21 protein-coding genes and 2 pseudogenes are annotated in these 23,786 nt (G+C 64.4%); 7 read left to right on the top strand and 16 right to left on the bottom strand.

What is annotated here, in order from left to right:
• The first annotated feature begins 62 nt into the window (after positions 1-62).
• From thiL to B0G82_RS08745, 4 genes are all read left to right on the top strand, one after another.
• Positions 63-1,061, top strand: coding sequence for a thiamine-phosphate kinase (gene thiL, locus B0G82_RS08760; protein WP_121307161.1), 999 nt, complete (start codon positions 63-65; stop codon positions 1,059-1,061).
• On the top strand, positions 1,051-1,632 hold the full coding sequence (locus B0G82_RS08755; RefSeq protein WP_199730069.1) for a phosphatidylglycerophosphatase A: 582 nt from the start codon (positions 1,051-1,053) through the stop codon (positions 1,630-1,632). The genes thiL and B0G82_RS08755 overlap by 11 nt, the downstream gene beginning before the upstream one ends.
• 66 nt (positions 1,633-1,698) lie before the next feature.
• The gene (locus B0G82_RS08750) at positions 1,699-2,199 is read left to right on the top strand and encodes a CinA family protein (RefSeq protein ID WP_106285221.1); all 501 of its coding nucleotides are present in this window, start codon (positions 1,699-1,701) and stop codon (positions 2,197-2,199) included.
• A gap of 23 nt (positions 2,200-2,222) precedes the next feature.
• The gene (locus B0G82_RS08745; protein WP_121307160.1) at positions 2,223-2,738 is read left to right on the top strand and encodes a cupin domain-containing protein; all 516 of its coding nucleotides are present in this window, start codon (positions 2,223-2,225) and stop codon (positions 2,736-2,738) included.
• A 35-nt stretch (positions 2,739-2,773) separates the two neighbouring features.
• Here B0G82_RS08745 and pyrF read toward each other — a convergent pair whose 3' ends face one another.
• From pyrF to B0G82_RS08690, 11 genes and pseudogenes are all read right to left on the bottom strand, one after another.
• A complete protein-coding gene (gene pyrF / locus B0G82_RS08740; RefSeq protein ID WP_116139102.1) occupies positions 2,774-3,589 on the bottom strand; it encodes an orotidine-5'-phosphate decarboxylase in 816 nt (271 codons plus the stop codon).
• Positions 3,590-3,837: 248 nt separating this feature from the next.
• Complete coding sequence (locus tag B0G82_RS08735) at positions 3,838-4,899, bottom strand: aldose 1-epimerase (RefSeq protein ID WP_121307159.1); 1,062 nt, start codon at positions 4,897-4,899, stop codon at positions 3,838-3,840.
• Between the two features lie 218 nt (positions 4,900-5,117).
• Positions 5,118-6,020 (bottom strand): SMP-30/gluconolactonase/LRE family protein, encoded by a 903-nt coding sequence (locus B0G82_RS08730; protein ID WP_121307158.1) that lies wholly within the window; start codon positions 6,018-6,020, stop codon positions 5,118-5,120.
• Positions 6,017-6,817: an SDR family oxidoreductase gene (locus B0G82_RS08725; protein ID WP_106311012.1), complete on the bottom strand. Its 801-nt coding sequence runs from the start codon at positions 6,815-6,817 to the stop codon at positions 6,017-6,019. Before B0G82_RS08725 ends, B0G82_RS08730 begins: the two co-directional genes overlap by 4 nt.
• Positions 6,818-6,856: 39 nt before the next feature.
• Positions 6,857-7,873 carry an L-arabinose ABC transporter permease AraH gene (gene araH, locus B0G82_RS08720; RefSeq protein ID WP_106285215.1) on the bottom strand — a complete coding sequence of 339 codons (1,017 nt, stop codon included), beginning with the start codon at positions 7,871-7,873 and terminating at the stop codon, positions 6,857-6,859.
• 54 nt (positions 7,874-7,927) lie between these two features.
• A complete protein-coding gene (araG, locus tag B0G82_RS08715) occupies positions 7,928-9,466 on the bottom strand; it encodes an L-arabinose ABC transporter ATP-binding protein AraG (protein ID WP_121308639.1) in 1,539 nt (512 codons plus the stop codon).
• Positions 9,467-9,647: 181 nt separating this feature from the next.
• Positions 9,648-10,646, bottom strand: a complete 999-nt coding sequence (locus B0G82_RS08710; protein WP_121307157.1) for an arabinose ABC transporter substrate-binding protein — start codon at positions 10,644-10,646, stop codon at positions 9,648-9,650.
• A 132-nt stretch (positions 10,647-10,778) separates the two neighbouring features.
• The gene (locus B0G82_RS08705; RefSeq protein ID WP_121307156.1) at positions 10,779-11,555 is read right to left on the bottom strand and encodes an SDR family oxidoreductase; all 777 of its coding nucleotides are present in this window, start codon (positions 11,553-11,555) and stop codon (positions 10,779-10,781) included.
• Positions 11,552-12,233, bottom strand: a pseudogene (locus B0G82_RS08700) (2-dehydro-3-deoxy-6-phosphogalactonate aldolase). Before B0G82_RS08700 ends, B0G82_RS08705 begins: the two are co-directional and overlap by 4 nt.
• Positions 12,234-12,269: 36 nt before the next feature.
• Positions 12,270-13,322, bottom strand: coding sequence for a 2-dehydro-3-deoxygalactonokinase (locus tag B0G82_RS08695; protein WP_121307155.1), 1,053 nt, complete (start codon positions 13,320-13,322; stop codon positions 12,270-12,272).
• A complete protein-coding gene (locus B0G82_RS08690) occupies positions 13,319-14,305 on the bottom strand; it encodes an IclR family transcriptional regulator (protein WP_121307154.1) in 987 nt (328 codons plus the stop codon). Before B0G82_RS08690 ends, B0G82_RS08695 begins: the two co-directional genes overlap by 4 nt.
• Positions 14,306-15,396: 1,091 nt before the next feature.
• On the opposite strand from B0G82_RS08690, the pseudogene B0G82_RS08680 reads away from it, so the two are divergent.
• Positions 15,397-15,845: pseudogene (locus B0G82_RS08680) on the top strand (hypothetical protein).
• A 430-nt stretch (positions 15,846-16,275) separates the two neighbouring features.
• Here the strand turns inward: B0G82_RS08680 and mtgA are convergent.
• The 5 genes from mtgA to mpl form a co-directional block, all read right to left on the bottom strand.
• On the bottom strand, positions 16,276-16,998 hold the full coding sequence (gene mtgA, locus B0G82_RS08670) for a monofunctional biosynthetic peptidoglycan transglycosylase (protein ID WP_121307153.1): 723 nt from the start codon (positions 16,996-16,998) through the stop codon (positions 16,276-16,278).
• A 48-nt stretch (positions 16,999-17,046) separates the two neighbouring features.
• Positions 17,047-17,910 carry a shikimate dehydrogenase gene (aroE, locus tag B0G82_RS08665; protein WP_116139082.1) on the bottom strand — a complete coding sequence of 288 codons (864 nt, stop codon included), beginning with the start codon at positions 17,908-17,910 and terminating at the stop codon, positions 17,047-17,049.
• Complete coding sequence (locus B0G82_RS08660; protein ID WP_121307152.1) at positions 17,907-20,024, bottom strand: RNB domain-containing ribonuclease; 2,118 nt, start codon at positions 20,022-20,024, stop codon at positions 17,907-17,909. Before B0G82_RS08660 ends, aroE begins: the two co-directional genes overlap by 4 nt.
• A 196-nt stretch (positions 20,025-20,220) precedes the next feature.
• Positions 20,221-20,823 carry a YqiA/YcfP family alpha/beta fold hydrolase gene (locus B0G82_RS08655; protein ID WP_121307151.1) on the bottom strand — a complete coding sequence of 201 codons (603 nt, stop codon included), beginning with the start codon at positions 20,821-20,823 and terminating at the stop codon, positions 20,221-20,223.
• Positions 20,820-22,214 (bottom strand): UDP-N-acetylmuramate:L-alanyl-gamma-D-glutamyl-meso-diaminopimelate ligase, encoded by a 1,395-nt coding sequence (gene mpl / locus B0G82_RS08650; RefSeq protein WP_121307150.1) that lies wholly within the window; start codon positions 22,212-22,214, stop codon positions 20,820-20,822. The genes B0G82_RS08655 and mpl overlap by 4 nt, the downstream gene beginning before the upstream one ends.
• A gap of 278 nt (positions 22,215-22,492) precedes the next feature.
• Between mpl and B0G82_RS08645 the strand changes: the two genes are divergently transcribed.
• A complete protein-coding gene (locus tag B0G82_RS08645) occupies positions 22,493-23,146 on the top strand; it encodes a UDP-N-acetylmuramate--alanine ligase (protein WP_106285203.1) in 654 nt (217 codons plus the stop codon).
• A gap of 10 nt (positions 23,147-23,156) precedes the next feature.
• The gene (locus B0G82_RS08640) at positions 23,157-23,708 is read left to right on the top strand and encodes a TlpA disulfide reductase family protein (protein WP_199730068.1); all 552 of its coding nucleotides are present in this window, start codon (positions 23,157-23,159) and stop codon (positions 23,706-23,708) included.
• Positions 23,709-23,786 lie beyond the last annotated feature (78 nt).

The raw sequence follows: 23,786 nt of genomic DNA, 5'->3' as shown, positions 1-23,786 counted from the left end.
CCGAACTTCACGGCACTTGACCACTCACCTCGCGTTCACCCTCGCGTCCACCCATCGCCACCATGCTCTCCGAGTTTTCGCTGATCGATCGTTTCTTTGCCCGGCGCGCCGCTGCCCGGCCATCCGATGCCGCCGCGGGCTCGCTCGGCATCGGCGACGACTGCGCGCTGCTCGCGCCGCGCGCCGGCGAACTGCTGGCGATATCGACGGACATGCTGGTCGAAGGCCGCCACTTTTTCGCCGATGTCGATCCCGAGGCGCTCGGTCACAAGGCGCTCGCCGTGAATCTGTCGGACCTCGCCGCGATGGGTGCGCAACCGCAGGCGTTCACGCTGGCGTTCTCCTTGCCGAAGGCAGAGGAAGCCTGGCTCGCCGCGTTCAGCGAAGGGCTGTTCGCGCTGGCCGAACGCTACGGATGCGAGTTGATCGGCGGCGATACGACCGGCGGCCCGCTGAATCTGTGCATCACCGTGTTCGGCAGCGTGCCGCCGCGCGCTGCGCTGCGCCGCGACGCCGCGCAGCCGGGCGACGACATCTGGATCTCGGGCACGCTCGGCGACGCGCGCGCCGGCCTCGGCGTACAGCGCGGCGAATGGTCCGCCGATGCCGGCGACACTGCGACGTTTCGCCGCGCCCTCGAGCGACCGGAGCCACGCGTCGCGCTCGGCATGGCGTTGCGCGGCACTGCCCACGCGGCGCTCGACCTCTCGGACGGCCTTGCCGGCGATCTGCTGCACATTCTGGAACGCTCGAACCTGCGGGCCACGGTCGACGTCGACGCCGTGCCGCGTTCAGATGCGCTGGGCCGCCTCGCCCCCGACATCCAGCGACGCTGCACGCTCGCCGGCGGCGACGACTACGAGCTGTGCTTCACGGCGCCGGTCGCGGCGCGCACCGCGGTCGACAAGGCCGGCCACGAGGTGGGGATTCAGCTCACCCGCATCGGTACAATAAGCGCTCTCGAAACGGCGGCCGACCGCCCGGCGATCGGCTGGCACGACGCCGCCGGCGCGCCGCTCACACTGACGTTGCAAGGCTTCGACCACTTTCATGCAGACTGATCCCCCGCTCGGCCCGGCCGACAAACTCATCGCCGCCGAGACCTCCCCGCCCCCGCGCGCGCCCGATCAGCGCCCGCCTGGCCGTCAGCCGCGTCGCGCCACGGCGCGTTTCATGCTGTCGCATCCGCTGCACATTCTGTCGCTTGGGTTTGGCAGCGGCTTGTCGCCGATTGCGCCAGGCACGATCGGCACGTTGTTCGCGTGGGCTTCGTTCGCCGTTCTCAGCCGCCATCTGACGGTCATCGAGTGGGCCGTACTGATCGTGGCCGGCTTCTTCGGCGGCATTGCGATTTGCGGCTTCACCGCGAAGAAGCTCGGTATCGACGATCCGTCGCCGGTCGTGTGGGACGAAATCATCGCGTTCTGGCTGGTGCTGCTGATGGTCACGCCGGTCACGCTGACCGGCCAGTTCTGGGCGTTCATCGTGTTCCGCTTTTTCGACATGGTGAAGCCGCCGCCCATCGGCTATTTCGATCGCCGTCTGAAAGGTGGCTTTGGCATCATGTTCGATGACCTGGTTGCCGCGTTTTTCACGCTGCTCGTGATTGCGCTCTGGCGTATGTCCGTTTGATTGCTGCACGGCGGCCGCCGCGCCGCCGTGCATTCACCGCCAGCCCCCGTTTTCCGGATTGACGCCATGCCTACCGATTCCGTCGTTCATCAACTCGCGATTCGCGTGAGCAACCGTCTGCGCGACGAGCGCCTCATGCTCGTCACTGCCGAGTCCTGCACGGGCGGCATGGTGGCGACCGCGATCACCGATATTTCCGGCAGCAGCGGCTGGTTCGAGCGCGGCTTCGTCACGTATTCGAATCAGGCGAAGAGCGAGATGATCGGCGTGCCCGCCGAGCTGATCGACAAACACGGCGCGGTCAGCGAGCAGGTGGCGCGCGCCATGGCCGAAGGCGCGCTGCGCAACAGCCGCGCGCAGGTCTCGCTGTCGATTACCGGGGTGGCCGGACCGGGCGGCGGCACCGAGACGAAACCAGTCGGCATGGTCTCGTTTGGCTGGAGCAACCGGCTGCATACGTCGGTGGAAACGAAGATTTTCAAGGGCGACCGCGAGAAGATTCGCGTGCAGGCTGCCGCGCATGCACTGCGCGGCGTACTAGCCTTGCTCGACGAACGCGAGCACTAAACTCTGTTCGAAGCGGAAAGCCCATGCCTGATTCGCACGCAATCAAAGACGAACTGATCCGCCGCCTCGAACTCAAGCCGCATCCCGAAGGCGGATTTTTCAGCGAGACATACCGCTCGGTGGAACGCGTGATCCGTGACAAAGAGAGCGGCTCAGCGCAAACGCGCTCTGCGTCGACGGCGATCTATTACCTGCTGTGCGACGGCGCGCATTCGGCGTGGCATCGGATCAAATCCGACGAGGTCTGGCATTTCTATGCGGGCGAGCCGTTGAACGTCCACGTGTTAGACGAAACGGGGGCGCTGGTGACGCATAAACTGGGCAATGCGCTGACGCATCCGGATGCCGTGTTTCAGGCGGTAGTGCCGGCAGGGTTATGGTTCGCGGCGGAATGCGCCGACCCGGCGGCCTTCGCGCTGGTGGGTTGCACGGTGGCGCCGGGTTTCGAATTCAGCGAATTCGAGCTGGCGGATGTTGACGCGTTGAAAGCGCGGCACTCACAGCATGCCGCGTTGATCGCGCGGCTGGGGCCAAACTGAACCCCACGCGCACCCGAACAACGCTAGCCGATGATTTACCGGAACGCGTTGATCCGATCCCGCGTTTCCATCGCGGCCTTCGCCGCGGCTTCGGCGAAATCGTCGCCCTTGCCCGCGTAAATAATCGCGCGTGACGAGTTGATCAGCATGCCCGTGCCGTTCGCGGTGCGGCCGGCGTTGACGGTCGCTTGCACGTCGCCGCCTTGCGCGCCGATGCCCGGAATCAGCAGCGGCATATCGCCGACGATCCCCCGCACCACCTCGATTTCCTTCGGGAAGGTCGCGCCGACCACCAGACTCAGTTGGCCGCTCGCATTCCATTTCTCGGCCGCCAGTCGCGCGACGACCTGATATAGCGGACGGCCGCCCGTCTCCAGGAATTGCAGATCGGAGCCGCCCGGATTCGACGTGCGGCACAGCACGATCACGCCCTTGCCTGCATGCTCCAGATACGGCTCGATCGAGTCGAAGCCCATGTACGGATTCACCGTCACCGCGTCCGCCTGATAGCGCTCGAACGCCTCGCGCGCATATTGTTCGGCGGTGCTGCCGATGTCGCCGCGCTTCGCGTCCAGAATCACGGGCAGGCCCGGATGGTTCGCGTGAATGTGGGCGATCAGCTGCTCGAGCTGGTCTTCCGCGCGATGCGCCGCGAAGTAGGCAATCTGCGGTTTAAACGACGACGCATACGGCGCGGTCGCGTCGACGATCGTGCGGCAGAAATCGAAGATCGCCTCGGGACGGCCCGCGAGCGCGCCCGGGAATTTGCTCGGCTCGGGATCGAGGCCGACGCACAGCAGCGAGTTGGTGCGCTGCCAGGCGTCGTTGAGTGTCTGGATGAAATTGGGCATGGTGGTCTCGCGGCAAGCGGGAAAACGGAAGAGGCGCATATTTTACCCGTCCCGCGCGGCGGGCCGCGCCGGGAGCGTGCGGCAGCGGCGGTCCGGCGCCAGATGCCGACAGGCGCTGCTACCGGCCGCAATGCGCCGTGAGTGCACACATGCATCGGCCAGGCGCTCGCGAAGAAGCGTCCGAGCCGATGATGTCCGCAGCGCATCAGGGCATGCACACGTGCGCCCTGTCGCGCCACCCTCGCCCGCTACTGCCGCCGCTTCGAGCCGCGCGCGCCCGGCATCGAGCGCAAACCCGTGCGTTCGACGGTGAAGCGGAACGTGCGCGTCAGTCGCTCGCCACGTCCTAGCAAAGTCATGCCGTTTTCGCTCGCGCCGCCGGCCAGGTTCATCGCGTTGATCGGATGATCCACCGGTTCGAAGCAGAAAAAGTCTTCGCCGGGCGGCGTGTACAGCACGTAGTAATCGGTGTCGGCGGCAATGTTCAGCGACAGGCGGCGCTTCGGCCACACCACCGCCGCTTGCCCGCTCCAGCCGGTAAAAGCGTGATTGACCATGGTTTCCGGCAGCGGATACGCCACGCCGAATTGCCAGGCGGGCGGCGCCGGCACATGCCGCACCGGCAGCCAGTCGTCGCCGGAGAGCCACAAGCCGCCCGCAGCAGCCGACAACTCGGTGTCCGCGTCGCGCACGAAGAAGGGATGCACGCCCAGCCCGAAAGGCAGCGCCTCGCGGCCGGCATTTTCGATTTCGAGCGCGACGACGAGCGTCGGGCCGTCGAGCGTATAAGTTTGCGTCGCACGGTAGGCGTACGGCTTGCCGTCGCGGCGCTCGAGCGTGAGGCGGACGTTTTCACGATCCGACTCCGCGACCTGCCAGGCCGATTGCCAACCGTCGCCGTGAATCGGCAAGGGTTCGTCGGCGCGATTGCGCGGCACCTCGACCCGCCGTCCCGCCACATTGAATTGCCCGCCGCCGATGCGGTTCGAATACGGCAGCAGCGGATAACAGGCCAGCTGGTTCGGTTGCGTATCGGCCGCAACGTGGCGGCAGCGGCGGAAGATCGGCGTGAGCGCGCCATCGTTACGCCAGTCGAAACGGGTGACGCCGCCACCGAGCGTCGGCGCGACGTCGAGCCGCAGATGCGCATTGGCGAGCGTGATGCATGCGACATCGCCACCGCTGTCTTCGCCGACGGCCACCGCCGACGTGCTGGGACCGGCGAGCACCGGATTGGCCGCCGCCGCGAGTCGCGAGCGTCGACTCTGTGAGGTCTGAGGGGAGGAGGAAACAGGATTCGCAACAGTCATATCTGGCTCCATCGAGAGGCTTGGGACGTTGCCGTCATTGCTGACGGATGCTGTTGGGCGATTTTCTTAAAACGGGTCGCCTCTGGGTCCGAACTGCATGCTGCCGATTTGCTGCCACTGGGATTGCACCATCAACTTGCGATTCACTTCTGATTCACTGCCCGACCGTGCCTGATTGCTTCATGGCTGCCTCGGGAGCGAGGCAGCGTCATTCTGCGCTAAGCGGGCGCGCCTTGGAACACCGGCTCCGGCAAACCTTGCCGTCCGAGCGTGGCGATAAACACGCCGCCTGCCTGCATATCGTCGGCGAGCGCCGGCGCATCGAGACCGCAGCGCGCGCTCGTAATGTACAGCGTGTCCATCTGCGTGCCGCCCAGCGCGACGCAACTCGGCTGCGCGGTCGGCACGTCGACGCGCTCCGTTTCCACGCCGTCCGGTCCGTAACGCACCACGCGCCGGCCGCCCCACTGCGCGTTCCACAGGCCGCCGTCGCGGTCGACGGTCGAGCCGTCGGGTTCGCCGCTGGCGTCGGTGAGGCGGGTGAACAGGCGGTCATTGGCGATGCTGCCGTCCGCGCGATAGTCGCACGCACGGATTTCGCGTGTCGGCGAATCGCAGTAGTACATCGTCGCGCCGTCGGGACTGAACGCGATGCTGTTCGAGATCGCCGGCGCGGGCAACGGCAAACGCTCCAGCGACAAATCTTGACTGAGCCGGTAGAAGCCGCCGATTGCCTGCAACGGCACGCCCTCATCTTTGGTGCCGAACACGAAGCGGCCCTGACGGTCGCAGCGGCCGTCATTCACGCGGGTGTTCAAGCCGGCTTCGACGTCGACGATGCGCCGCGTCTCGCCGGTGGCCAGCTCGAAAAACGCGAGATGCGTGGCCAGGCCGAGCAACAGGTAACGCGGATCCGCGCACAGCGCGAAGGTGGCGAGGCGCTCGGGCATCTGCCAGGACATGTTGCTACCGTCCCGTGGGTCGTAGCGCCACAGACGCGCGCCTTCAATATCCGTCCAGTAGAAACGGCCGGTCTGCGCGCACCATGTCGCGCCTTCGCCGAGCGCGCATTTCGTATCGAGCAGCAGCGCGGCCGTGCTGGATGAACCGCTCGCACTCACGCCCAACCTCCGTCCACGATGATGTCCTGCGCGGTGATCATCCGGCTGTCGTCGGCGGCGAGGAAGAGCGCCATGCGCGCGAGATCGGCCGGTTCCAGCTCGGCGTCGATGCACTGCCCTTCCTTGATCGAACGACGGCCCGCGTCGTCGAGCCACAAGCGCTTCTGCTTCTCGGTCATCACCCAGCCCGGCACCAGCGTATTGACGCGGATATTGAAATGGCCGAGGTCGCGCGCGAGACCGCGCGTCAAACCCTGCACCGCCGATTTCGACATCACATAGACCGGATAGCCGCCGTTTTTCAGCATCCAGCTGATCGAACCGAGATTGATGATCGAGCCGCTGTTGGCGGCTTTCATGTCGTCCATCACCGCCTGCGCCGCGAAGAACTGGTGACGGATGTTCACCGCGATGCCCGCGTCGAACGACTCGCGCGTGACTTCGCCGATCGTATGGCGCTTGTCGTTCGCGGCGTTGTTCACCAGCACCTGAATCGGACCGAGCGCGGCCTTCACGTCGGCGATTGCCTTTTGCAGCGCGTCGATGTCGGTCAGATCGCACGACAGGAACAGCGGCTTGTGTTTCGAATCGCCAAGTTCGTCGGCAAGCGCTTCACCGGCGCTCGCGTCGATATCGAAAAACGCGACGCGCGCGCCTTGCGCCGCGAAATGCTCGACGAACGATGCGCCGATGCCGGTCGCGCCGCCCGTGATCAACACCGTGCGGTCGACGAGGCTCGGATAACGCGCGAAGGCGCTGTCCGCGAGACGGACGTTTGCATTGGCCGGAGACGACATCGTTCGATTCCTTTTAGAGCAAGTGAGTGGGCGGCGGGCTTAATCGCGCGAGCCGCGGTTCTTCAACTGGTCGAGCAGCACGGCGGCGAGCAGGATCGCGCCACGCACGAGGTACTGATAGAACGCGTCGATGTTCATCAGGTTCATCACGTTCTCGACCGTGCCCATGATCAGCACGCCGATCACTACGCCGGAAATGGTCGCGCGGCCGCCGAGCAGCGACACGCCGCCCAGCACGCACGCCGAAATCACGTTCAGCTCGAAGCCTTCCGCGGCATTCGGCTGACCCGACGTGATACGCGAGGCCAAAATCACACCGGCCAGCGCCGTCACCGCGCCCTGGATCAGGAAGATGTAGACGCGCGTGCGTTCCACATTGATACCGGCCAGACGCGAGGCTTCCGGATTGCCGCCGATTGCGAGCGTATTGCGGCCATACACGGTCTGGTTGAGCATCACGCCGAACACGATGAAGCACAGCAGCGTGACCCAGATCGGCAGCGACACGCCGAAGAAGCTCAATCCGCCGAGCGCGATAAACGTGTCCGACGACACGCCCACCGCCTGACCGTGCGAGACGATAAAGCCGAGACCGCGGACGATTTCCATCGTGGCGAGCGTCGTGATCAGCGCGTTGATGCGCAGATACGCGATTACCGCGCCGTTGACGAAGCCGATCACGCCGCCCGCCGCCACCGCCGCGACGATCGCAATGAACGTGTTACCGGTCGCGTTGAGCACCATCGCGCACAACACGCCGGCGAACGCGACCGTCGAGCCAACCGACAAGTCGAAGTCGCGCGAGGCGAGACAGAACATCATCGTGCACGCGACCATGCCGATCTGCGAGATCGACAGCGCGAGGCCGAGCATGTTCTCGATCGAGAAGAAGTGATCGACGGTCAGCGACATCGTGACGAACATCACGACGAAGATCACGATCAGGCTGTACTCGGTGATCTGCTGCCACCATTTGGCCTTGTCGTTCGACTGCGGAATCAACGCATCGGCAGCGCTCTTGGCGGCCTGTTGCGCGAGGTTTTCTCTGGCTTGCATGTTGAAGACTCCTCCCGTTCCCCACGGGTTGCCGGACTTTCGTCCGAATGATGTTCAGGCCGCCTGTTGGGCAGCGGCTTGCGTTCCGGGCAGTGCGGTCGAGCTTTGCGGCAGCGCAAGGCTCAGCACCGATTGTTCCGTTGCATCCTTACGCGACAGCTCGCCGGAAATCCGGCCCTGGCGCATTACCACGATGCGGTCGGACACGCCGAGCACTTCCGGCAGCTCCGACGAAATCATCACGATCGCGCAGCCGCGTTCGGCAAGCTGATAGATCACGTTATAGATTTCATGCTTCGCGCCGACGTCGATACCGCGCGTCGGCTCGTCGAGAATCACCACTTTCAGATCCGGCTCGGCCAACCAGCGCGACAGAATCGCCTTCTGTTGATTACCGCCCGAGAGGAAGCGAATCTTCTGGCGGCGGCTCGGCGTCTTGATCTTCAGCAGCTTGATGAAACGATCCGCGGTTTCCGCTTCCTTCTTGCGGTCGAGGAACATCCCGGCGCGCAGATAGTGACGGCGGCAACTGATATTGATGTTCTCCGACACGGTCGCCATCGCGACGATGCCCTCTTCCTTGCGATCTTCCGGGCACAGCACGATGCCGTGCCTGATCGCTTCGCCCGCGCTGCGCACCTTGATCGGCTTGCCGTCGAGCATCAACTCGCCGCCCTTCTTGTGATCGGCGCCGTACACCAGATGCATCAGTTCGCTGCGGCCCGCGCCCACCAGGCCGAAGAAGCCGACAATCTCGCCGCGCCGCACTTCGAAGCTGGCCGGCTGCGCGAGCGCATGGCCTTCGATCGCTTTCGCCGCGAAGCGCACTTCGCCGAGCGGCCGCGCCGAGTAGTTATAGATGTCCGAAATTTCCCGCCCCACCATTTCGCTGACGATGGTGTCGCGCGACACGCCTTCGAGCGTCGGATGCGAAGCGATCTTGCGGCCGTCGCGGAAGATCGTGCAGGCGTCGCACAGTTCGTAGATCTCGTCCATGCGGTGCGAGATGTAGATCATCGCGCGGTTGTCCGCGCGCAGATCGCGCACCAGCTTGAACAGCACTTCCGTCTCACGATGCGACAGCGAACTGGTCGGCTCGTCCAGCGCGATCACGCGCGCGTTGCGCAGCAGCGCCTTGCAGATTTCGACCATCTGCCGTTGCGCGATGGAGAGCTTGCGCAGTTTCGCGTTCGGGTCGAGCGCCACGCCCATCGCTTCGAGGCGTTCGCGCACGAAGCGTTTGGCTTCGCGCTTGTTGACCCAGCCGAGCGAGTTCGGCAGTTGACCGAGCAGCAGGTTTTCCGCGACCGTCAGATCGGGCACGTATTGCAGCTCCTGGTGAATCACCGCGATACCCGCCGCGATCGACGACGCCGCGCTCGTGAAGCGCACCTCGTTGCCGTCGATCATCACGCGGCCCGAGTCGGGCTGGTATTCACCACCGAGAATCTTCAGCAGGGTCGATTTCCCTGCGCCGTTTTCGCCCATCAGGCCGTGCACCTGGCCGACGTTGACGTCGAAGGACACACCGTCGAGCGCGCGCACGCCTGGAAAGACTTTACCGATATTGTCAAAACGTAGCGTCGCTGACACTTCGCCTCCTGTTGCTTCGTGTGAACCGAGTTCGTCGATGTGCTTGGTGGGCAACATCGCAAAACCACGGCCTGTCTCTACTGCTGATCTTTTATTGCTGCTGCCGGCACATGCCCTCTTTCGCGAAAGAGAACACGCGCCGGCAGTTCACTTCATGTCACCACGTGCGGAATCAACCCGCTCAATTCGCCGCGAGGCCCATCTTCTGACGCACATCGGCGACGTTGTCACGCGTGGCCAGCATGCCGGTCGTCAGCGTCAGCGGGGGCGGTGCCTTGCCTTGCGTGATCCAGTCGTACATCAGCGTGGAGGTTTCTTCGCCGTGACGCTTCGGGCTGATGATGACCGTGCCATAGAAGCCCGTCGGCGACGGCTTCTTGAACTCGTTGAGTGCCGAGTCCGAACCGCCGATGCCGATACCGATCATGTTGTCCGCCTTGAAGCCGCGGCCTTCCGCGGCACGCACGGCGCCGAGCACGGCTTCGTCGTTCAGGCCGTAAGCGACCCAGTGCTTGAAGTTCGGATTCTTCGTCAGCGCGATGTTGGCGGCGTTGAACGCGTTTTCCGTGTCGGTCTTCGCTTGCGGCGCCATCACGATGTTCGCCTTCGGGAAGCCGGCTGCGATCAATGCGTCGGTCGCGCCGCTGGTGCGGTCATGCGCGGTCGGCAGCTGTTCGTAGGTCACGTCGATCGCGCCCACGTCCTTCATGTCCCAGCCGCGCTTCTTGATTTCCGCCGCCAGGCCGTCGCCGACCTGCTTGCCGATGTTGTACGCCGAGATGCCCATATGCGGCACCGACGCGATCGGCTTGCCCGCGCCATCGACCAGACGGTCATCCACCGTCATCATCTTCAGGCCGTCGGCCTTCGCCTTCGCGACGATGCCCGGTCCGAGCTTGACGTCCGGCGTGCAGATCACGAAGCCTTGCGCCTTTTGCGCCGCCAGATTGTCGATGGCGCTCATCACCTTCTCGCCCGACGGCGCGCCGATCTTCACCAGCGTGAAGCCCTTTTCCTTGGCGGCGATTTCGGCGAACTTCCACTCGTCCTGGAACCACGGTTCTTCCGGCTGCTTCACGAGGAAGCCGATCTTCACCGGATCGGCGGCTTGCGCGACCGGTGCGTTGAAGAGCACACCCGTCGCCGCTGCTGCCAGCGTGAGGAAAATTCTACGTTTCATGATGCGTGTCTCCTGACTAATTGATAACGAGAAGGTATCGGCCGCGTCTTCTTGTACCGGGTGTGACACACGCGGCCAGCGCGTCGTCCGGTGTACTCCATGCGCCCCTGCGCAATCCGAGTCCTGCAAAAATTAGTCGTGATACAGCGCCGAGCGCCCGCCATCCACCGTGATGCAAGTGGCGTTGATGAACGGCGCTTCGTCCGAGGCGAGAAACACCGCTGTCATCGCCACTTCTTCCGGGCGGCCAATGCGTTTCATCGGCTGCAGATCGAGCGTCGCCTGCTGCGCCGCGGCCGGATCGGCTTGTTCGTTCCACCAGTCATGCGTCAATTGCGTTTCGATGTAACCCGGCGCGATCGCGTTGACCCGCACATTGCGCGGCGCATATTCGATGCCGAGCGCGCGCGTCAGGCCGATCACGCCGTGCTTGGCAACCGGGTACGGAAAACAGCCCGGAATGATCTTGAACGAATGTGTCGAGGCGATGTTCACAATGCTGCCCGCGCCCCGTTCGACCATGCCCGGCAAGGCCGCGCGGCAACCGTTCCACACGCCGTCGAGATCGACCGCGAAGCAGCGGCGCCAGTCGTCGTCGGTCATGGTGAGCGGGTCGCAGAACACGTTGATGCCGGCGTTGTTCACCAGCACGTCGAGCGCGCCGAATGCGCGTTCGGCTTCGCTCACCGCCTGCTGAACCGACGCGGATTGCGTCACGTCCGTGTGCACCGCGAGCACGTGCGCGCCGGTCTGCGACTCGATGTGCTCCGCCGTCTGCTGCGCGGTCTCGATATCCAGTTCGGCCAGCACGACTGCCGCGCCTTCGCGCGCGAACGCATGCGCGATCGCCGAACCGATGCCGCGACCGGCGCCGGTGACAAGCGCGACTTTGCCGGCGAGCCGTTTCATTTCTTCGCACCCGCGCGAGCGATGCGCAAACCGTTGATGTACGCCTTCGCGTGCGAAGCCGTCACTGCCGCACTCTGCCCCGGCTTATACAACGCCGAGCCGAGGCCGAAGCCGTTCGCACCCGCGCTCAAAAACGGGCCCATGTTGTCGGGCGTGATGCCGCCGACCGGCACCAGCGGCACTTCCGCCGCGATCACCGCGCGCCACGCTTTCACCACCTGGCAGCCGAGTTGTTCGGCGGGGAACATCTTCAGCACGTCCGCGCCGTTTTTTCAGCGCGAGGAATGCTTCGTTGGGCGTCGCGACGCCCGGCGCGCAGGCCATGCCTTGCGCTTTCGCTGCACCGACGACTTCCGGATCGCTATGCGGCATGACGATCAGTTCGCCGCCCGCCGACTTCACGTCGTTGACGAAACTCGGATGCAGCACCGTTCCCGCGCCGACGATCGCATCCGCCGGCAACACCTTGCGGATCGCGGCAATGCTGTCGAAAGGCTGCGGCGAATTCAGCGGCACTTCGACAATCCGGAAGCCGGCTTCGTAGAGCGCCTGGCCGTGCTCGGCGGCATCGGCGGGCGTCACGCCGCGCATGATCGCGATCAGCGGACACGCCTCGAACGCCGCGATCAAACCCGCGTGCGGCATGTACGGAGCGGGCAGATTGATGTGAGGTTGCATGTCGATTCCTTGTTTCGTGAGCGGCGGCGCTGATGGTCAGGCGCGCGCCGTCTTGGCGGCCGTTTTGACGAGCCCCGCCTGCGAGGCGACGCGCCAGAGGCCGCGCTCGGTGGCGTGCTTGACCAGTTCCGCCTGGGTGCAGCCAAATTGCGCCAGCGCGAGCCGATAACGCTCGCACAGCGCTTCGTTGCCGATCAGGCGCAGGCTCTGCCCGGCGAGCGCGCTTTGCTGTTGCGCAAGCACGGCGTCGAGACCAGCCAGTTCGTGTCCGATCAGCAACCCCGACAGATAGTCCGGTTGCTGTTCGCGCGACAGTTGTCCGGTGAGGCCGAGCGTGCGCGAACTGAACACGGTCGCGAGCACCCCCGCTTGGCCTTTTTCCCGCGCGATATTCACGCCATGCAGGAACGCGCCGGTGTCCGGAAGATCAGGCGTGAGCATGGTGCGGCCGAGAATCGTGTGTTCGCGCAGTGCCGCGAATACTTCGCCGGTCATGAAGGTGTGGAAACGTTCGATGCGGTCCGCTTGCACCACCGCCCATTTGGCGTGAGTGCCGGGGAGACCGATCAGCGAGCGCTTGCCGCTGTCGACAGTGTTTGTCTGTTCGCCGAGCGCGCCGAAGATCTGCGTTTCTTCGCCGCGCATCACGTTGGGCAGTTCGCCGCGTTGCAGGACGCCCGGCACGATATGCAGCGTCGCGCCGCACGCCGCCTGCACGCGGACGATGCCCGCCACCAGCGCATCGGCGCTCGCCGGCGTGTCCACATACGGCGCTTCCAGCCAGCCCTGCGCGCTGCCGACCATGCCTGCCGCGATCACCGGCGCGGCGGGCGCTTGTTCGAGCCAGGCGCCGCAGGCGTCGTCGAAGGCCGCGTCGAAGCCGCCCTGCTCCGCGCTGCGCGGCAGATTCATGATGCCCGCCGTCGATGCGCGCGTCGCCAGCACGTTGCCGGACGCGTCGTACAGATAGGCGCGCAGCGACGTCGTGCCCCAGTCGAGCGCGATCAGCGCGGCGTGCTCGTGGCTCGCGTCGACCGAAACGGCTGCGGCGTGGCCGGCTGCCTGGGTGGGAGAACCCGCTCGCTTCATCGCTTGATCCTGCGGGTTGCCGGCTGTGGAGCGCGCCAGCCGAGTTCTTCCGAAATCGCGCGCGCTTCGCGCTGCACGACCGGAATCAGTTCGTCCATGCGTTCGAGCGACATGTATGGAATCGTGCTCGCCACCGACAGCGCCGCCACCACCGCGCCCGACGCATCGCGCACGGGAGCCGCGACGCAGCGGATCGACGCTTCGTTTTCTTCGAGATCGAAGGTGTAGCCGCCGGCGGCGTAGTTGGTCATGCGCTGCATGAAGGTCTGCGCGTCGGGACGGTTGTCCGGCTTGAAGCTGACGCCGGCGAGCGCGCGGCGCGAGGCATCAAACAGCGACTGCCAGACGTCGGGCGTGAGGTCGAGCATCATGGCCTTGCCGATCCCCGTCGATGCCAGCGGCATGCGGTGACCGACGCGTGAGCGCATTTCGAGGCCGCGGGTGCCGGGGATTTTGTCGATGTAGAGGACGTCGTCGCCGTCGCGCACGCCGAGGTGGATCGTATCGAGGGTTTGTTCCGCGAGCGATTCGAGGTGCTGGCGAGCGACCGCGGTGAGCGGCATCTGTTCGAGCGCGATCGTGCCGAGTTCGATTAGCTTCGGGCCGAGCAGGTAGCCGCCTTGGACCTGGCGCAGATAGCGCGCCTGCACGAGGCTGCTGACCAGGCGATGCGTGGTGCTGCGGGTCGTGCCGAGCGCGGCGCCGAAGGTGCGGAGGTCGCGCACGCCCGCTGCTGCGGCTTCCAGGATCGCCAGGCCGCGCAGGAGGGTTTGCGTGCCGGCTTGCTGCGGGGTGATGTCGAGCAGCGTGCTGGGGAGCGCGATTCCGTCCACCGGGGCCGGGTGGATGCCGGCGTTCGCGCGCGGTGTCCTGGCGGCGGGCGCCGACGGACGCGGCGTCGTGCCGCTAGTCGCGTGGTCGACGGATGGCGATAGATCGGCTTCGGATTCGCTCGCGGCGTGAGTAGGCATCGCTTTGTTCATGGCGATTCGCTTTTCGGTGGTTTTTTGCGCTTACAGCGCGGGGCCGGAGAGAGGGCCTTGATTGCTCGCGGTATGGCTGGCGCGGCGGTGATGCCTTTGGGTTTTGGGCATGGTTTGGGCTTTGTCTCCGGTTTCTTCTTGCTGTCGCTTTTTCGGCGCCTGGCGGTGGGAGTTTCTCCGTGCCGTGCGGCGCTTTCTGCTTGTTGGGGTGGATTGTAGGGCGGTTTTTGAGAAAGCTCCAATATGTGAGTGTTGGATTCAGATAATGGGATTTTTTTGCTGTGGACTGAGTTGTTGGGTTGTGGTGTGCGGGTGTTGGCCTTTCCTTGAGGCGTTAGTGGTCTATTAGCGTCGCCCCTGTGCGGGGCAGGCACCTACTTTCTTTGCCGCGGCAAAGAAAGTAGGCAAAGAAAGCCGCTTCACACCGCTAACCTCTAAGCGGAGCCCTCGCGCAGCCGCGGTAGTGGTGCATCTGGAATCTGTGCCCTCGCACATTCGGCCACGGTGACAAAGCCGTCATACCCCCCGCCTCGCGCTGCGCGCTCGCCGGAAGGGTCCGCTTCTAACTCGTAGGTTTCCCTGCGTACTGTGGGGCCGTCGGCTTCGCCTCGGCGCGGCGCTGAAGTGCCGGTGTGTGAAGAGCGACGCCGGGGATGGAATCGCCAACGGTTTCGCGAGGTCTTGCAACGGTGCGAGTAGCTCCCCCTTCCGCATTGCCCGCCCCCTCTTCTCAGCACAGCCGCTGAGAACACGAACTAGGGCTTGAGAAATTTCGGAATTGATTGCGGCACGCACCTTTTAGCCTGCGCAGGTGTTCGCTTGCTGGAAGACACGTTTTAGAATTCCTTTGTCGTGTATTCCGCGACATACAGGTTTAACAGCCTACTAGCGTAGTACCCCGTACGATTGCTCAAGCAACTGTGCGGCTGCCTTTGCGCGTCTGTTCTCAACGGGCGGGCCTTGGCGGGGGAGCCTCACGGCTCGCCGGTTTTTGGTACTGCGCTCCGGTCTGTTAACCCCGTCACTGTGCCCGCTCACCACCTTGCAAGCGCGTGTCGGGCGATCCAGGTAAGTTTCAGGGAGATCGCGCCATGAGTAAATCCGTCAAGAATTCACGCACCACGTCGCGCCCACCCGTTGATGCACTTCAATACGAAAAGCTCGCCTTGTCCGCCTTTGGGCTGCTTGAGCGGCAGCTAGGTCAACTGGACAAGCTGGTGACACTTGCGGCCTCGATAGTCAGGAGTCCGGCGGGCGAGAGGAGAGACATCGCCAGCGGAAATTACTGGAATTGCTGCTCGACACGGGCGAGGATTACCAACGCGAAGTCGAGATCGACCGCGAGTTGTACCAGGTGATCGCGCTTGATGCCAAGGGAATTCCGCAGAGCCGCATCACAGCGCGCCACGCAGCGGACCTTCTTGCAAAGGCCACGAAGACAGCGTCAGAAGACCGTGAGCGTATCGGCGCAAAAAGAACGATGCAGAACAGACAACCTCGCTTTAGAACCATCACGCGAGCAACGACAGCAGCGCATTGACAAAGCTCTGCGTCGATATACGGCGCTTCGAAGAAGCCCCGAACTGAAGCGCACCAAATACCGAAAGTCGCTAGGGCCCAAAGCCGCGGCGAAGCCGACGGCCCCACAGCGCACAGAGAAACCCACTGGTTAGGACAGGAGCAGACCCTTCCGGCGAGCGCGTAGCGCGAGGCGGGAAGTATGACGGCCTTGTCACTAGCGCCGAATGTGCGAGAGCACAGATTCCAGATGCACCACTATTGCGACTGCGCGAGGGGCCCGCTTACAGGCTGGCGGTGTGAAGCGGCTTTCTTTGCCTACTTTCTTTGCCGCCGCAAAGAAAGTAGGTGCCTGCCCCGCACAGGGGCGACGCTAATAAACCACTACCAATGCAAGGAAAGGCCAACCCCACAAAAAACCCGCAACCAAAGCACCGAACAGGGCAAAAACCTCAATCGGGCAACTCAGCCGCCCCCATCCGCCTCGCAATAACCCGCGCCCGCTGCGCCAGATACTGCGACCCTCGATGCTCATCAAAATACTTAGGCTGCGGCAGCATGACAGCCAATCGCGCCGACTGCGCAGCAGTCAACCTACTCGCCGAAGTCTTGTAGTAGTAATGAGCCGCCGCCTCAGCCCCATAAACCCCATTCCCCCACTCAACGGAGTTGAGATAAATCTCAAAGATCCGTTCCTTATCCATCAAGGTCTCAAGCATCCAGGTAATGATGAGTTCCTGCCCCTTCCGGATATAACTCTTCTCCCGCGACAAGAACAGATTCCGCGCCAGCTGCTGAGTGATAGTCGACCCACCGCGCACAATCTTGCCCTTAGCCTTATTCCGCTCCCATGCCTGCAAAATAGCGTCGGTCTCATAGCCGTTGTTATTAACAAAATTCGCGTCCTCAGAAGCAATAATCGCGCGCTTCAAATTCCGCGAAATCTGGTCATACGACACCCACGTATGCTGCACTGAAAGATCCGGCCGATCCTGCGACAACCGCCACGCGTCCGACCGCATAAACGACGTACTCCGCGGATTGACGTAGTTCCAAACCGCGATCTGCCCGAAGTAAAACGCCTGCGTCGCCAGCCACGCAATCGCCACCACGGCGCCCAGATAGACGATCCATCGCACCGGACCTGGCCGGCTCACGCGCCGCGTTGCAGTCATCGTTCGTCGAGTCCTCGTGTCAATCGCCGCTGCAAAGTAAACGCCGCCTTAGGCGTGTGACGGCGCCGTCAACAGCGCGCGCAATTCGGCCAGCACCGGCGCGCCGTCAGGCCGCACGCCACGCCACACGTAAAACGATTCAGCCGCCTGTTCGACCAACATGCCGAGGCCGTCCGCACCGCGCGCGCCCAGCTTGCGCGCGTGCTCCATGAAGACCGTCGGATGCGCGCCATACATCATGTCGTAGGCAAGCGTGCCGCTGCCGAACGCGCGGTCGTCGCACTCCGGCAGCGACGCGTCCAGACTGCCCGCCGTCGCGTTGACGATCACGTCATAGGTGCCCGCTTCGATCGCCCGCGCGCTACCGCCGCTCAATCGGCACGCGGCATCACGCGCGGCTTGCGCGAATTGATCCACCAGCGCCTCGGCCTTTTCCGCCGTGCGATTGACGATGGTCAACGTATGCGGCGCGCGGTCCAGCATCGGCAGCACCACGCCGCGCGCGGCGCCGCCCGCGCCGAGCAACAGAATGCGCGCGCCCTTCAAGGACACGCCGAGATTCACCTCGATGTCACGCACGAGGCCGAAGCCGTCCGTGTTGTCGCCGTAAATACCATTCGCGTCGATACGCAACGTATTCACCGCGCCCGCCGCCGCCGCGCGCGGCGACAACGTGTCCGCAAAGGCATGCGCGTCGAGCTTGAATGGCACGGTCACGTTCAGCCCGCGCCCGCCTGCATCGATAAAGGCCCGCACGTGCGGCACGAACGCATCCACCGGCGCGAGCAGATGACCGTACTCGACGGGCTCGCCGGTCTGCGCGGCAAAGCGCCCATGAATGAACGGCGACTTGCTGTGGCCGACCGGGTTGCCGATGACCGCATAGCGGTCGCGTGAATCCTGGGTGCTCATCGCCCCGGCTCCGCAATGTGCTGATGGGTAACGGCACCGTCCGCGCCATCGCTGCTTTCGGCATCGTTCTTCACAGCAGCCGCGTCGTTGCCGTCGAGTTCGGCTTCGGCCTGCGCCTCGGCTTCGCCTTCGGCGCTCTCGTCCGGGGCGTCGATGATCTCCTCTTCGCCCTCGTCCGCTTCCTCAGCCTCGCTGCCGCTCGTCACGGTCGGCGCGTCGAGCACGTGTAGCAGACGCACGGACGCTTCGACGGTCAACTCATCGATCGACATCACTTCCATCTGCAAACGCGTGCCGCGCGCGTGCACGCCGAGGCCAGGCACATGCAGCAGCAACGGAATCTCTTCAAGGCGCACCAGATCGCCCTTCACCACCGACGCCACCACCTGCTTCCGGTTCTCCTGCTTCAGCCAGCGCAGACACCAGAAATATTCCATGCGACGCTGGTGATCGGCATACGCGGTATACGTATCGTCGAAACCCTGCACCACAGCGAACAGATCGGCGTCTTTGGGCTTGAACGGCGCGGCCAGTTTCGCGGTCACGCCGTGCTGCACGCAGGCAATCAACTGCCACTGATTAACCAGGTCGACATAACGACGCAGCGGCGACGTGCTCCAGGCGTACTGCGTGACGCCGAGTCCTTCGTGCGGCGCGGCGTTGGTCTGCATACGCGTACGCTTCGGACCGGTCGGCGCACCGAATGCGCGTTGCGTGCGATAAATGCCCGGCACGCCGTGGTCATGCAGGAACGCGCCCCACGACGAGTTCGCGAGAATCGCCAGCTCGGCGACGATCGTATCGAGCGGCGACCCACGCCGGCGCGGTGTGATCGTGATGTGCTCGCCTTCCACGTAGAAGTTGAAGTCGGTGTTGCGCTGCACTTCGCGGCGCAAACCGTAACCGGCGCGCGCGGCCTGGCGCTTTTCGAACAACGCCTGCGCGAACGGCCACAGCACGGCGATGTCGTCCTTGTGCGGATAGTCGCCGGTGCCGGCGGCGAGCGCCTCTTCGGTGACCAACTCGTCGAGCGTGTTGTGGCGCAGGTTGTTCTTGACGAACACGCGCTCGGCGCGCGTTTCGCTCGCGACGATTTCCTGCGTCTCGCGATTGACGATCACATACAGCGAGAGCGCCGGACGCAAGCCGCCTTCGGCCAGCGTGAACGCTTCCACGACGCTGTCGGGCAGCATGGTGATCTTGTCGCCAGGCATATACACGGTCGACAGACGCGTGCGTGCGATCGCATCGACCTCGTCGCCACGCTGAATGCCGAGCGCCGGCGCGGCGATGTGCACGCCGATCCGCACGCGGCCATCGGCCAGATGCTCGACGGAGAAAGCGTCGTCGATTTCAGTCGTGGTGATGTCGTCGATCGAAAATGCCTGCACGTTTGCTTCGGGCAGATCTTCCGGCAAGCTGCCGACAGAAACGGGCGGAAAACCCGTGCCGTGCGGGAAAAACTCGGAAAGGAATTTCGCTTCGTGCAGCGCGCGCGCCGACGGAATGGCACCGTTTTCCAGCATCAGACGCGCTTGCGAAATACCGCGGGCCGCCGCGGCGCCTTCGAGCGCCTTGTACTCGATCGTGTTCTTGTCCGGCCTGGTCAACAGAGCCAGCGCCTTGCTGCCGGTGAAGGCTTCCGGCAGACGGCCGGCTTTCAGCTCGTCTTCGTAGCCAGCCTGCACCAGCGCCTGCTGGCGCTTGCGCTCGAGGCCGGCGAGCGCCATCTTCAGTTGTTCCTGTGGCGCGCGCTGATACATGCCGCGGCCCTTGCGGCGGAAGTACACCGGCGAGCCGTGCATGCGCAACACCAGCGCGGCGCGCTCGATCGAGCCGAAACGCTCGCCGAAATACTCGGCGCCAAGGGTCGCGAACGGGAATTCGTCGTCAGGCGCGCATTCCCATAGAAAATCCAGATCGATCTCCTGCGCGGCGGCGTCGGCCTGTTGCATCAGCTCGGCCGCGCTCGGCTTTTCGAATTCGATCAGCACGTCTTTCGCGCGCACCTTGGTGCGCCGGCCGCCCGGCAGCTCGACCTGAAAAGCATCGCCCTGGCGCGACAGCACGCTGCCGGCCTTGAAACTGCCCGATTCCTCGAAGAAAACGTTCACTCAATACTCTCGTTCTGACTTGCATCTGCCGGCGCGCCCGATCTGGTTCAGCGATCGGTCACTGCGTGCGCGGCACGGCAACGTGTTCGTGGTAGTGGATCCGCGGCGCGGTACGCGCGCGCCTGCGGCATGAATCATGGTGCGCGGCAACTGCCGCGCTGCCGGAACGCCCGGCATGACGTGACTTAATGCAACATCAAGCGGCTTCGCGCGGCGCCGGCGGCTCGATGTCTTCCGCGTCGCAAAAGGCCAGCACGTCGTCGACGTATTGCGCGAACTCGCTGATCGCGTGGTCGCTCCCTTCGATCAGCGTAGTCCGTGCGCCGGGATAGTGCGCGAGCATTTCGCGGTAGTCGAGCACTTCGTCGCCGGTGGCGGCCATCAAATAATAGCGTTCGGGCCGGGTGATCGAGGCGACGCCGAGCGCGCGCAACTCATCCAGGTGATGCGGCTCGACGACGATGCTGCCGCCGCCGTGCCACAACGGCTGCTCGCCGAGATAGGCGCTCAGATCGCGCTGCGGCACGACCGCCGGGTTCAGCAGCACCGCCGGCCAACCGTGCTTTTCAGCCAGATACGTGGCGAAATAGCCGCCGAGCGAACTGCCGATCAGGGTGACGACTTTCGGCTGCGCGGCGGCCACCAGCGATTCGGCGAGCGCCACGGTCTCGAACGGCGAAACCGGCAACATCGGGCAGCACCATTCGTCGCTGCGGCCGAGTTCGACGAGCCGCGCCGCCAGCACGCGCGCCTTGAACGAATTCGGTGACGAGCGGAAACCGTGCAGATAAAGGATCACGAAGCGCCTCGCGCGGAAAGGGCGTCGAGCAGTTTCTGATGCACGCCGCCGAAGCCGCCGTTGCTCATCACCAGAATCTGGTCGCCGGGGCGCGCTGCGTGGACTACCGCTTTGACCAGCGCGTCGAGATTGTCAAAAGCCTGCGCCTTGCCGCCGAGCGGCGCGAGCGCCTCGCCGAGATTCCAGCCGAGCGCGTCGCGGCCGCTCGGCGCGCCGTAGCCAAACACGAGGTCGGCGTCGGCGAGACTGGCCGGCAATTGCGCCTTCATCACGCCGAGCTTCATGGTGTTCGAGCGCGGTTCCAGCACGGCGAGAATCCGCGTGTTGTCGCGGCCGACGCGGGCGCGCAAGCCGGCCACGGTCGTATCGATCGCGGTCGGGTGATGCGCGAAGTCGTCGTACACGGTCACGCCGTCGACGCTGCCGCGCACTTCCATGCGCCGCTTGACGTTGCGAAAGCTCGCCAGCGACCGGGCGGCCTGCGCCGGCGGCACGCCGACATGGCGTGCGGCGGCAATCGCGGCCAACGCGTTCATGCGGTTGTGCTCGCCTTGCACCTCCCACTCGACCACGCCGACGCGCTTGCTGTTGTGATACACGGCGAAGCGCTCGTCGACCGGCACGCCGTCTTCCGCCGGCAAGGTTTGCCAGCCGCCCTGCACGCCGAAGCGCTCCACTTCGCTCCAGCAGCCGCGTGTCAGCACGCGCTCGAGCGCGTCTTCACGGCCATTCGTGACCACGCGGCCGATGCCCGGCACGGTGCGGAGCAGATGATGGAACTGCGTTTCGATCGCGCCCAGATCCGGAAAGATGTCGGCGTGATCGAATTCGAGGTTGTTCAGCACCGCGGTCTTGGGCCGGTAGTGGACGAACTTGGACCGCTTGTCGAAGAAGGCCGTGTCGTACTCGTCAGCTTCGATCACGAAGAAGCTGGAATCGGTCAGCCGCGCGGACACGCCGAAATTCAGCGGCACGCCGCCGATCAGGAAACCCGGATTGAGGCCGGCGTCTTCGAGCAGCCAGGTCAGCATCGAGCTGGTGGTCGTCTTGCCGTGCGTGCCGGCCACCGCCAGCACCCATTTGCCGTTCAGCACATGTTCGCCGAGCCATTGCGGGCCGGAGATGTACGGCAAGCCCCGGTCGAGAATGGCTTCCATCAGCGGGTTGCCGCGCGAAACCACATTGCCGATCACGAACAGGTCGGCGTTCAGGCCGTTCAACTGGTCCGCGTCGTAGCCTTCAATCAGGCCAATGCCTTGCGCCTCGAGCTGGGTGCTCATGGGCGGATAGACGCCGGCGTCGCAACCCGTCACGGTGTGGCCCGCGCCGCGCGCGAGGACCGCGAGACCGCCCATGAACGTGCCGCAGATACCGAGGATGTGGATGTGCATAAGCCTGTCGTGCCGCGCGGGCGTTTTTCCTGGAAGGGCCCCTACTAATCCGGCGCTTCGCGCCGGTCCCCCGAGGGGGCAAGAAAAGCGGGCGAGGCCCGGGGTTTTCCCGAGAGGGATGGGAGCGCAAAAGAGCGGCCGAAACGACCGTCTGCAAAGGACGCTATTGTAACCGACGCCTTTCGATCACCCTATGCGCGCGCGCCCGCGCCGCCGCGGCCCGCGCGCTGCGCGACCCGCCAGGAAAGGCCGTCGCCAATCTCTAGTATGATCGAGGGATGGTTCGCAAATCACACTTCGATCCGCAGCGCGTGCGCGAGGAAATCGCCATCGCAGCTGCCCGCCTGATCGCCGAAGACGGTCTGGACTACGCCACGGCGAAGCGCAAAGCCGCCCGCCAAGTGATCGGCGAGAGCCGTGTTGCCGGCGAATGGCTGCCGGATAACGACCAGATTGAAGAAGAAATCCGCGAGTATCAGTCGCTATTCCAGGGCGACAGCCAGCCCGCGCTGCTGCGGCGGCTGCGCCATATCGCAGTCGACTGGATGGAACGGCTCGCGCCGTTCAATCCTTATTTGACCGGCGCGGTGCTAGGCGGCACCGCCGGCGAGCACTCGGATATTCACCTTCAGGTGTTCTGCGACAACCCCAAAGAAGTCGCGATCTATTTTCTTAACGCGGACATTCAGTACGACGTCTCGGAAACGCGGCATTTCGCCGGCCGCGGCTATGTCGAGACGCTTAGCTTCCTGTGGCGCCCCACGAATGAAGGCCGCGACGCGGAGCCGGTCGGCGTGCACGTGGCGCTCTACGAAACGGACGACCTGCGCGGCGCGGTGCGCGCCGACGCGCGCGGCCGCACAGCGCGCGCGAACCTGCAGGCCGTGCAGACGCTGCTCGACGGCAGCGACGTCGCTCCTTCAACCAACTAGACTGACCAAGATGAATATGAGACGGATTCTGGCGGGCGCGTGTGTCGCCATCGTCGCCGCAGGGGGCGGTGTATTGGCCAACCATTGGCTGAACGGCGGCGCTGGGGAAGTCGCGCACGCCGCGCAACCGGCCTCCGCCCAAAGCGCGGTCGCGCAGCTCTGGACCGCCCCCGTCACGACGGTGGACGGCAAGCCGCAAACGCTAAGTGTGCTCAAAGGGCACCCAATCGTCGTCAACTTCTGGGCGTCGTGGTGCGGGCCTTGCGTCGAAGAAATGCCGTCTTTGTCGCAGCTTCAGCGCGACTACGCGAAAAAAGGCATCCAGTTCGTTGGACTTGGCGTCGATTCGGAGAAGAACGTTCAGGCGTTCCTGCAGAAAGTAAAAGTGGCGTATCCGATCTACATCACCGGCTTCGGCGGCGCCGACCTCGCGCGTGCGTTCGGCAATACTGCGGGCGGGCTGCCGTTTACCGTCGTAATCGACGCAAATGGCAACATTCGCTCGACAAAATTGGGACAAATCGACCCGCAAGCGCTGAAACAAACGCTCGACGCGCTCTAAATTTCACATTGTTCCGACGCTCGATTACCCGCGGAAGGCGCGAAATTACACGCAAATCCCGCGGATTTGAGAGAAGAT

Source organism: Paraburkholderia sp. BL17N1 (genome assembly GCF_003634175.1).
Lineage (GTDB): Bacteria > Pseudomonadota > Gammaproteobacteria > Burkholderiales > Burkholderiaceae > Paraburkholderia.
Note: the sequence above shows the minus strand (reverse complement) of the source record. Positions and strands in the feature narration are given on the sequence as shown.

Excerpts from the sequence above, each read along its gene's own strand:
- thiL (WP_121307161.1), top strand. The coding sequence starts at position 63 with ATGCTCTCCGAGTTTTCGCTGATCGATCGTTTCTTTGCCCGGCGCGCC.
- B0G82_RS08755 (WP_199730069.1), top strand. The coding sequence starts at position 1,051 with ATGCAGACTGATCCCCCGCTCGGCCCGGCCGACAAACTCATCGCCGCC.
- B0G82_RS08750 (WP_106285221.1), top strand. The coding sequence starts at position 1,699 with ATGCCTACCGATTCCGTCGTTCATCAACTCGCGATTCGCGTGAGCAAC.
- B0G82_RS08745 (WP_121307160.1), top strand. The coding sequence starts at position 2,223 with ATGCCTGATTCGCACGCAATCAAAGACGAACTGATCCGCCGCCTCGAA.
- pyrF (WP_116139102.1), bottom strand. The coding sequence starts at position 3,589 with ATGCCCAATTTCATCCAGACACTCAACGACGCCTGGCAGCGCACCAAC.
- B0G82_RS08735 (WP_121307159.1), bottom strand. The coding sequence starts at position 4,899 with ATGACTGTTGCGAATCCTGTTTCCTCCTCCCCTCAGACCTCACAGAGT.
- B0G82_RS08725 (WP_106311012.1), bottom strand. The coding sequence starts at position 6,817 with ATGTCGTCTCCGGCCAATGCAAACGTCCGTCTCGCGGACAGCGCCTTC.
- araH (WP_106285215.1), bottom strand. The coding sequence starts at position 7,873 with ATGCAAGCCAGAGAAAACCTCGCGCAACAGGCCGCCAAGAGCGCTGCC.
- B0G82_RS08710 (WP_121307157.1), bottom strand. The coding sequence starts at position 10,646 with ATGAAACGTAGAATTTTCCTCACGCTGGCAGCAGCGGCGACGGGTGTG.
- B0G82_RS08705 (WP_121307156.1), bottom strand. The coding sequence starts at position 11,555 with ATGAAACGGCTCGCCGGCAAAGTCGCGCTTGTCACCGGCGCCGGTCGC.
- B0G82_RS08695 (WP_121307155.1), bottom strand. The coding sequence starts at position 13,322 with ATGAAGCGAGCGGGTTCTCCCACCCAGGCAGCCGGCCACGCCGCAGCC.
- B0G82_RS08690 (WP_121307154.1), bottom strand. The coding sequence starts at position 14,305 with ATGAACAAAGCGATGCCTACTCACGCCGCGAGCGAATCCGAAGCCGAT.
- mtgA (WP_121307153.1), bottom strand. The coding sequence starts at position 16,998 with ATGACTGCAACGCGGCGCGTGAGCCGGCCAGGTCCGGTGCGATGGATC.
- aroE (WP_116139082.1), bottom strand. The coding sequence starts at position 17,910 with ATGAGCACCCAGGATTCACGCGACCGCTATGCGGTCATCGGCAACCCG.
- mpl (WP_121307150.1), bottom strand. The coding sequence starts at position 22,214 with ATGCACATCCACATCCTCGGTATCTGCGGCACGTTCATGGGCGGTCTC.
- B0G82_RS08645 (WP_106285203.1), top strand. The coding sequence starts at position 22,493 with ATGGTTCGCAAATCACACTTCGATCCGCAGCGCGTGCGCGAGGAAATC.
- B0G82_RS08640 (WP_199730068.1), top strand. The coding sequence starts at position 23,157 with ATGAATATGAGACGGATTCTGGCGGGCGCGTGTGTCGCCATCGTCGCC.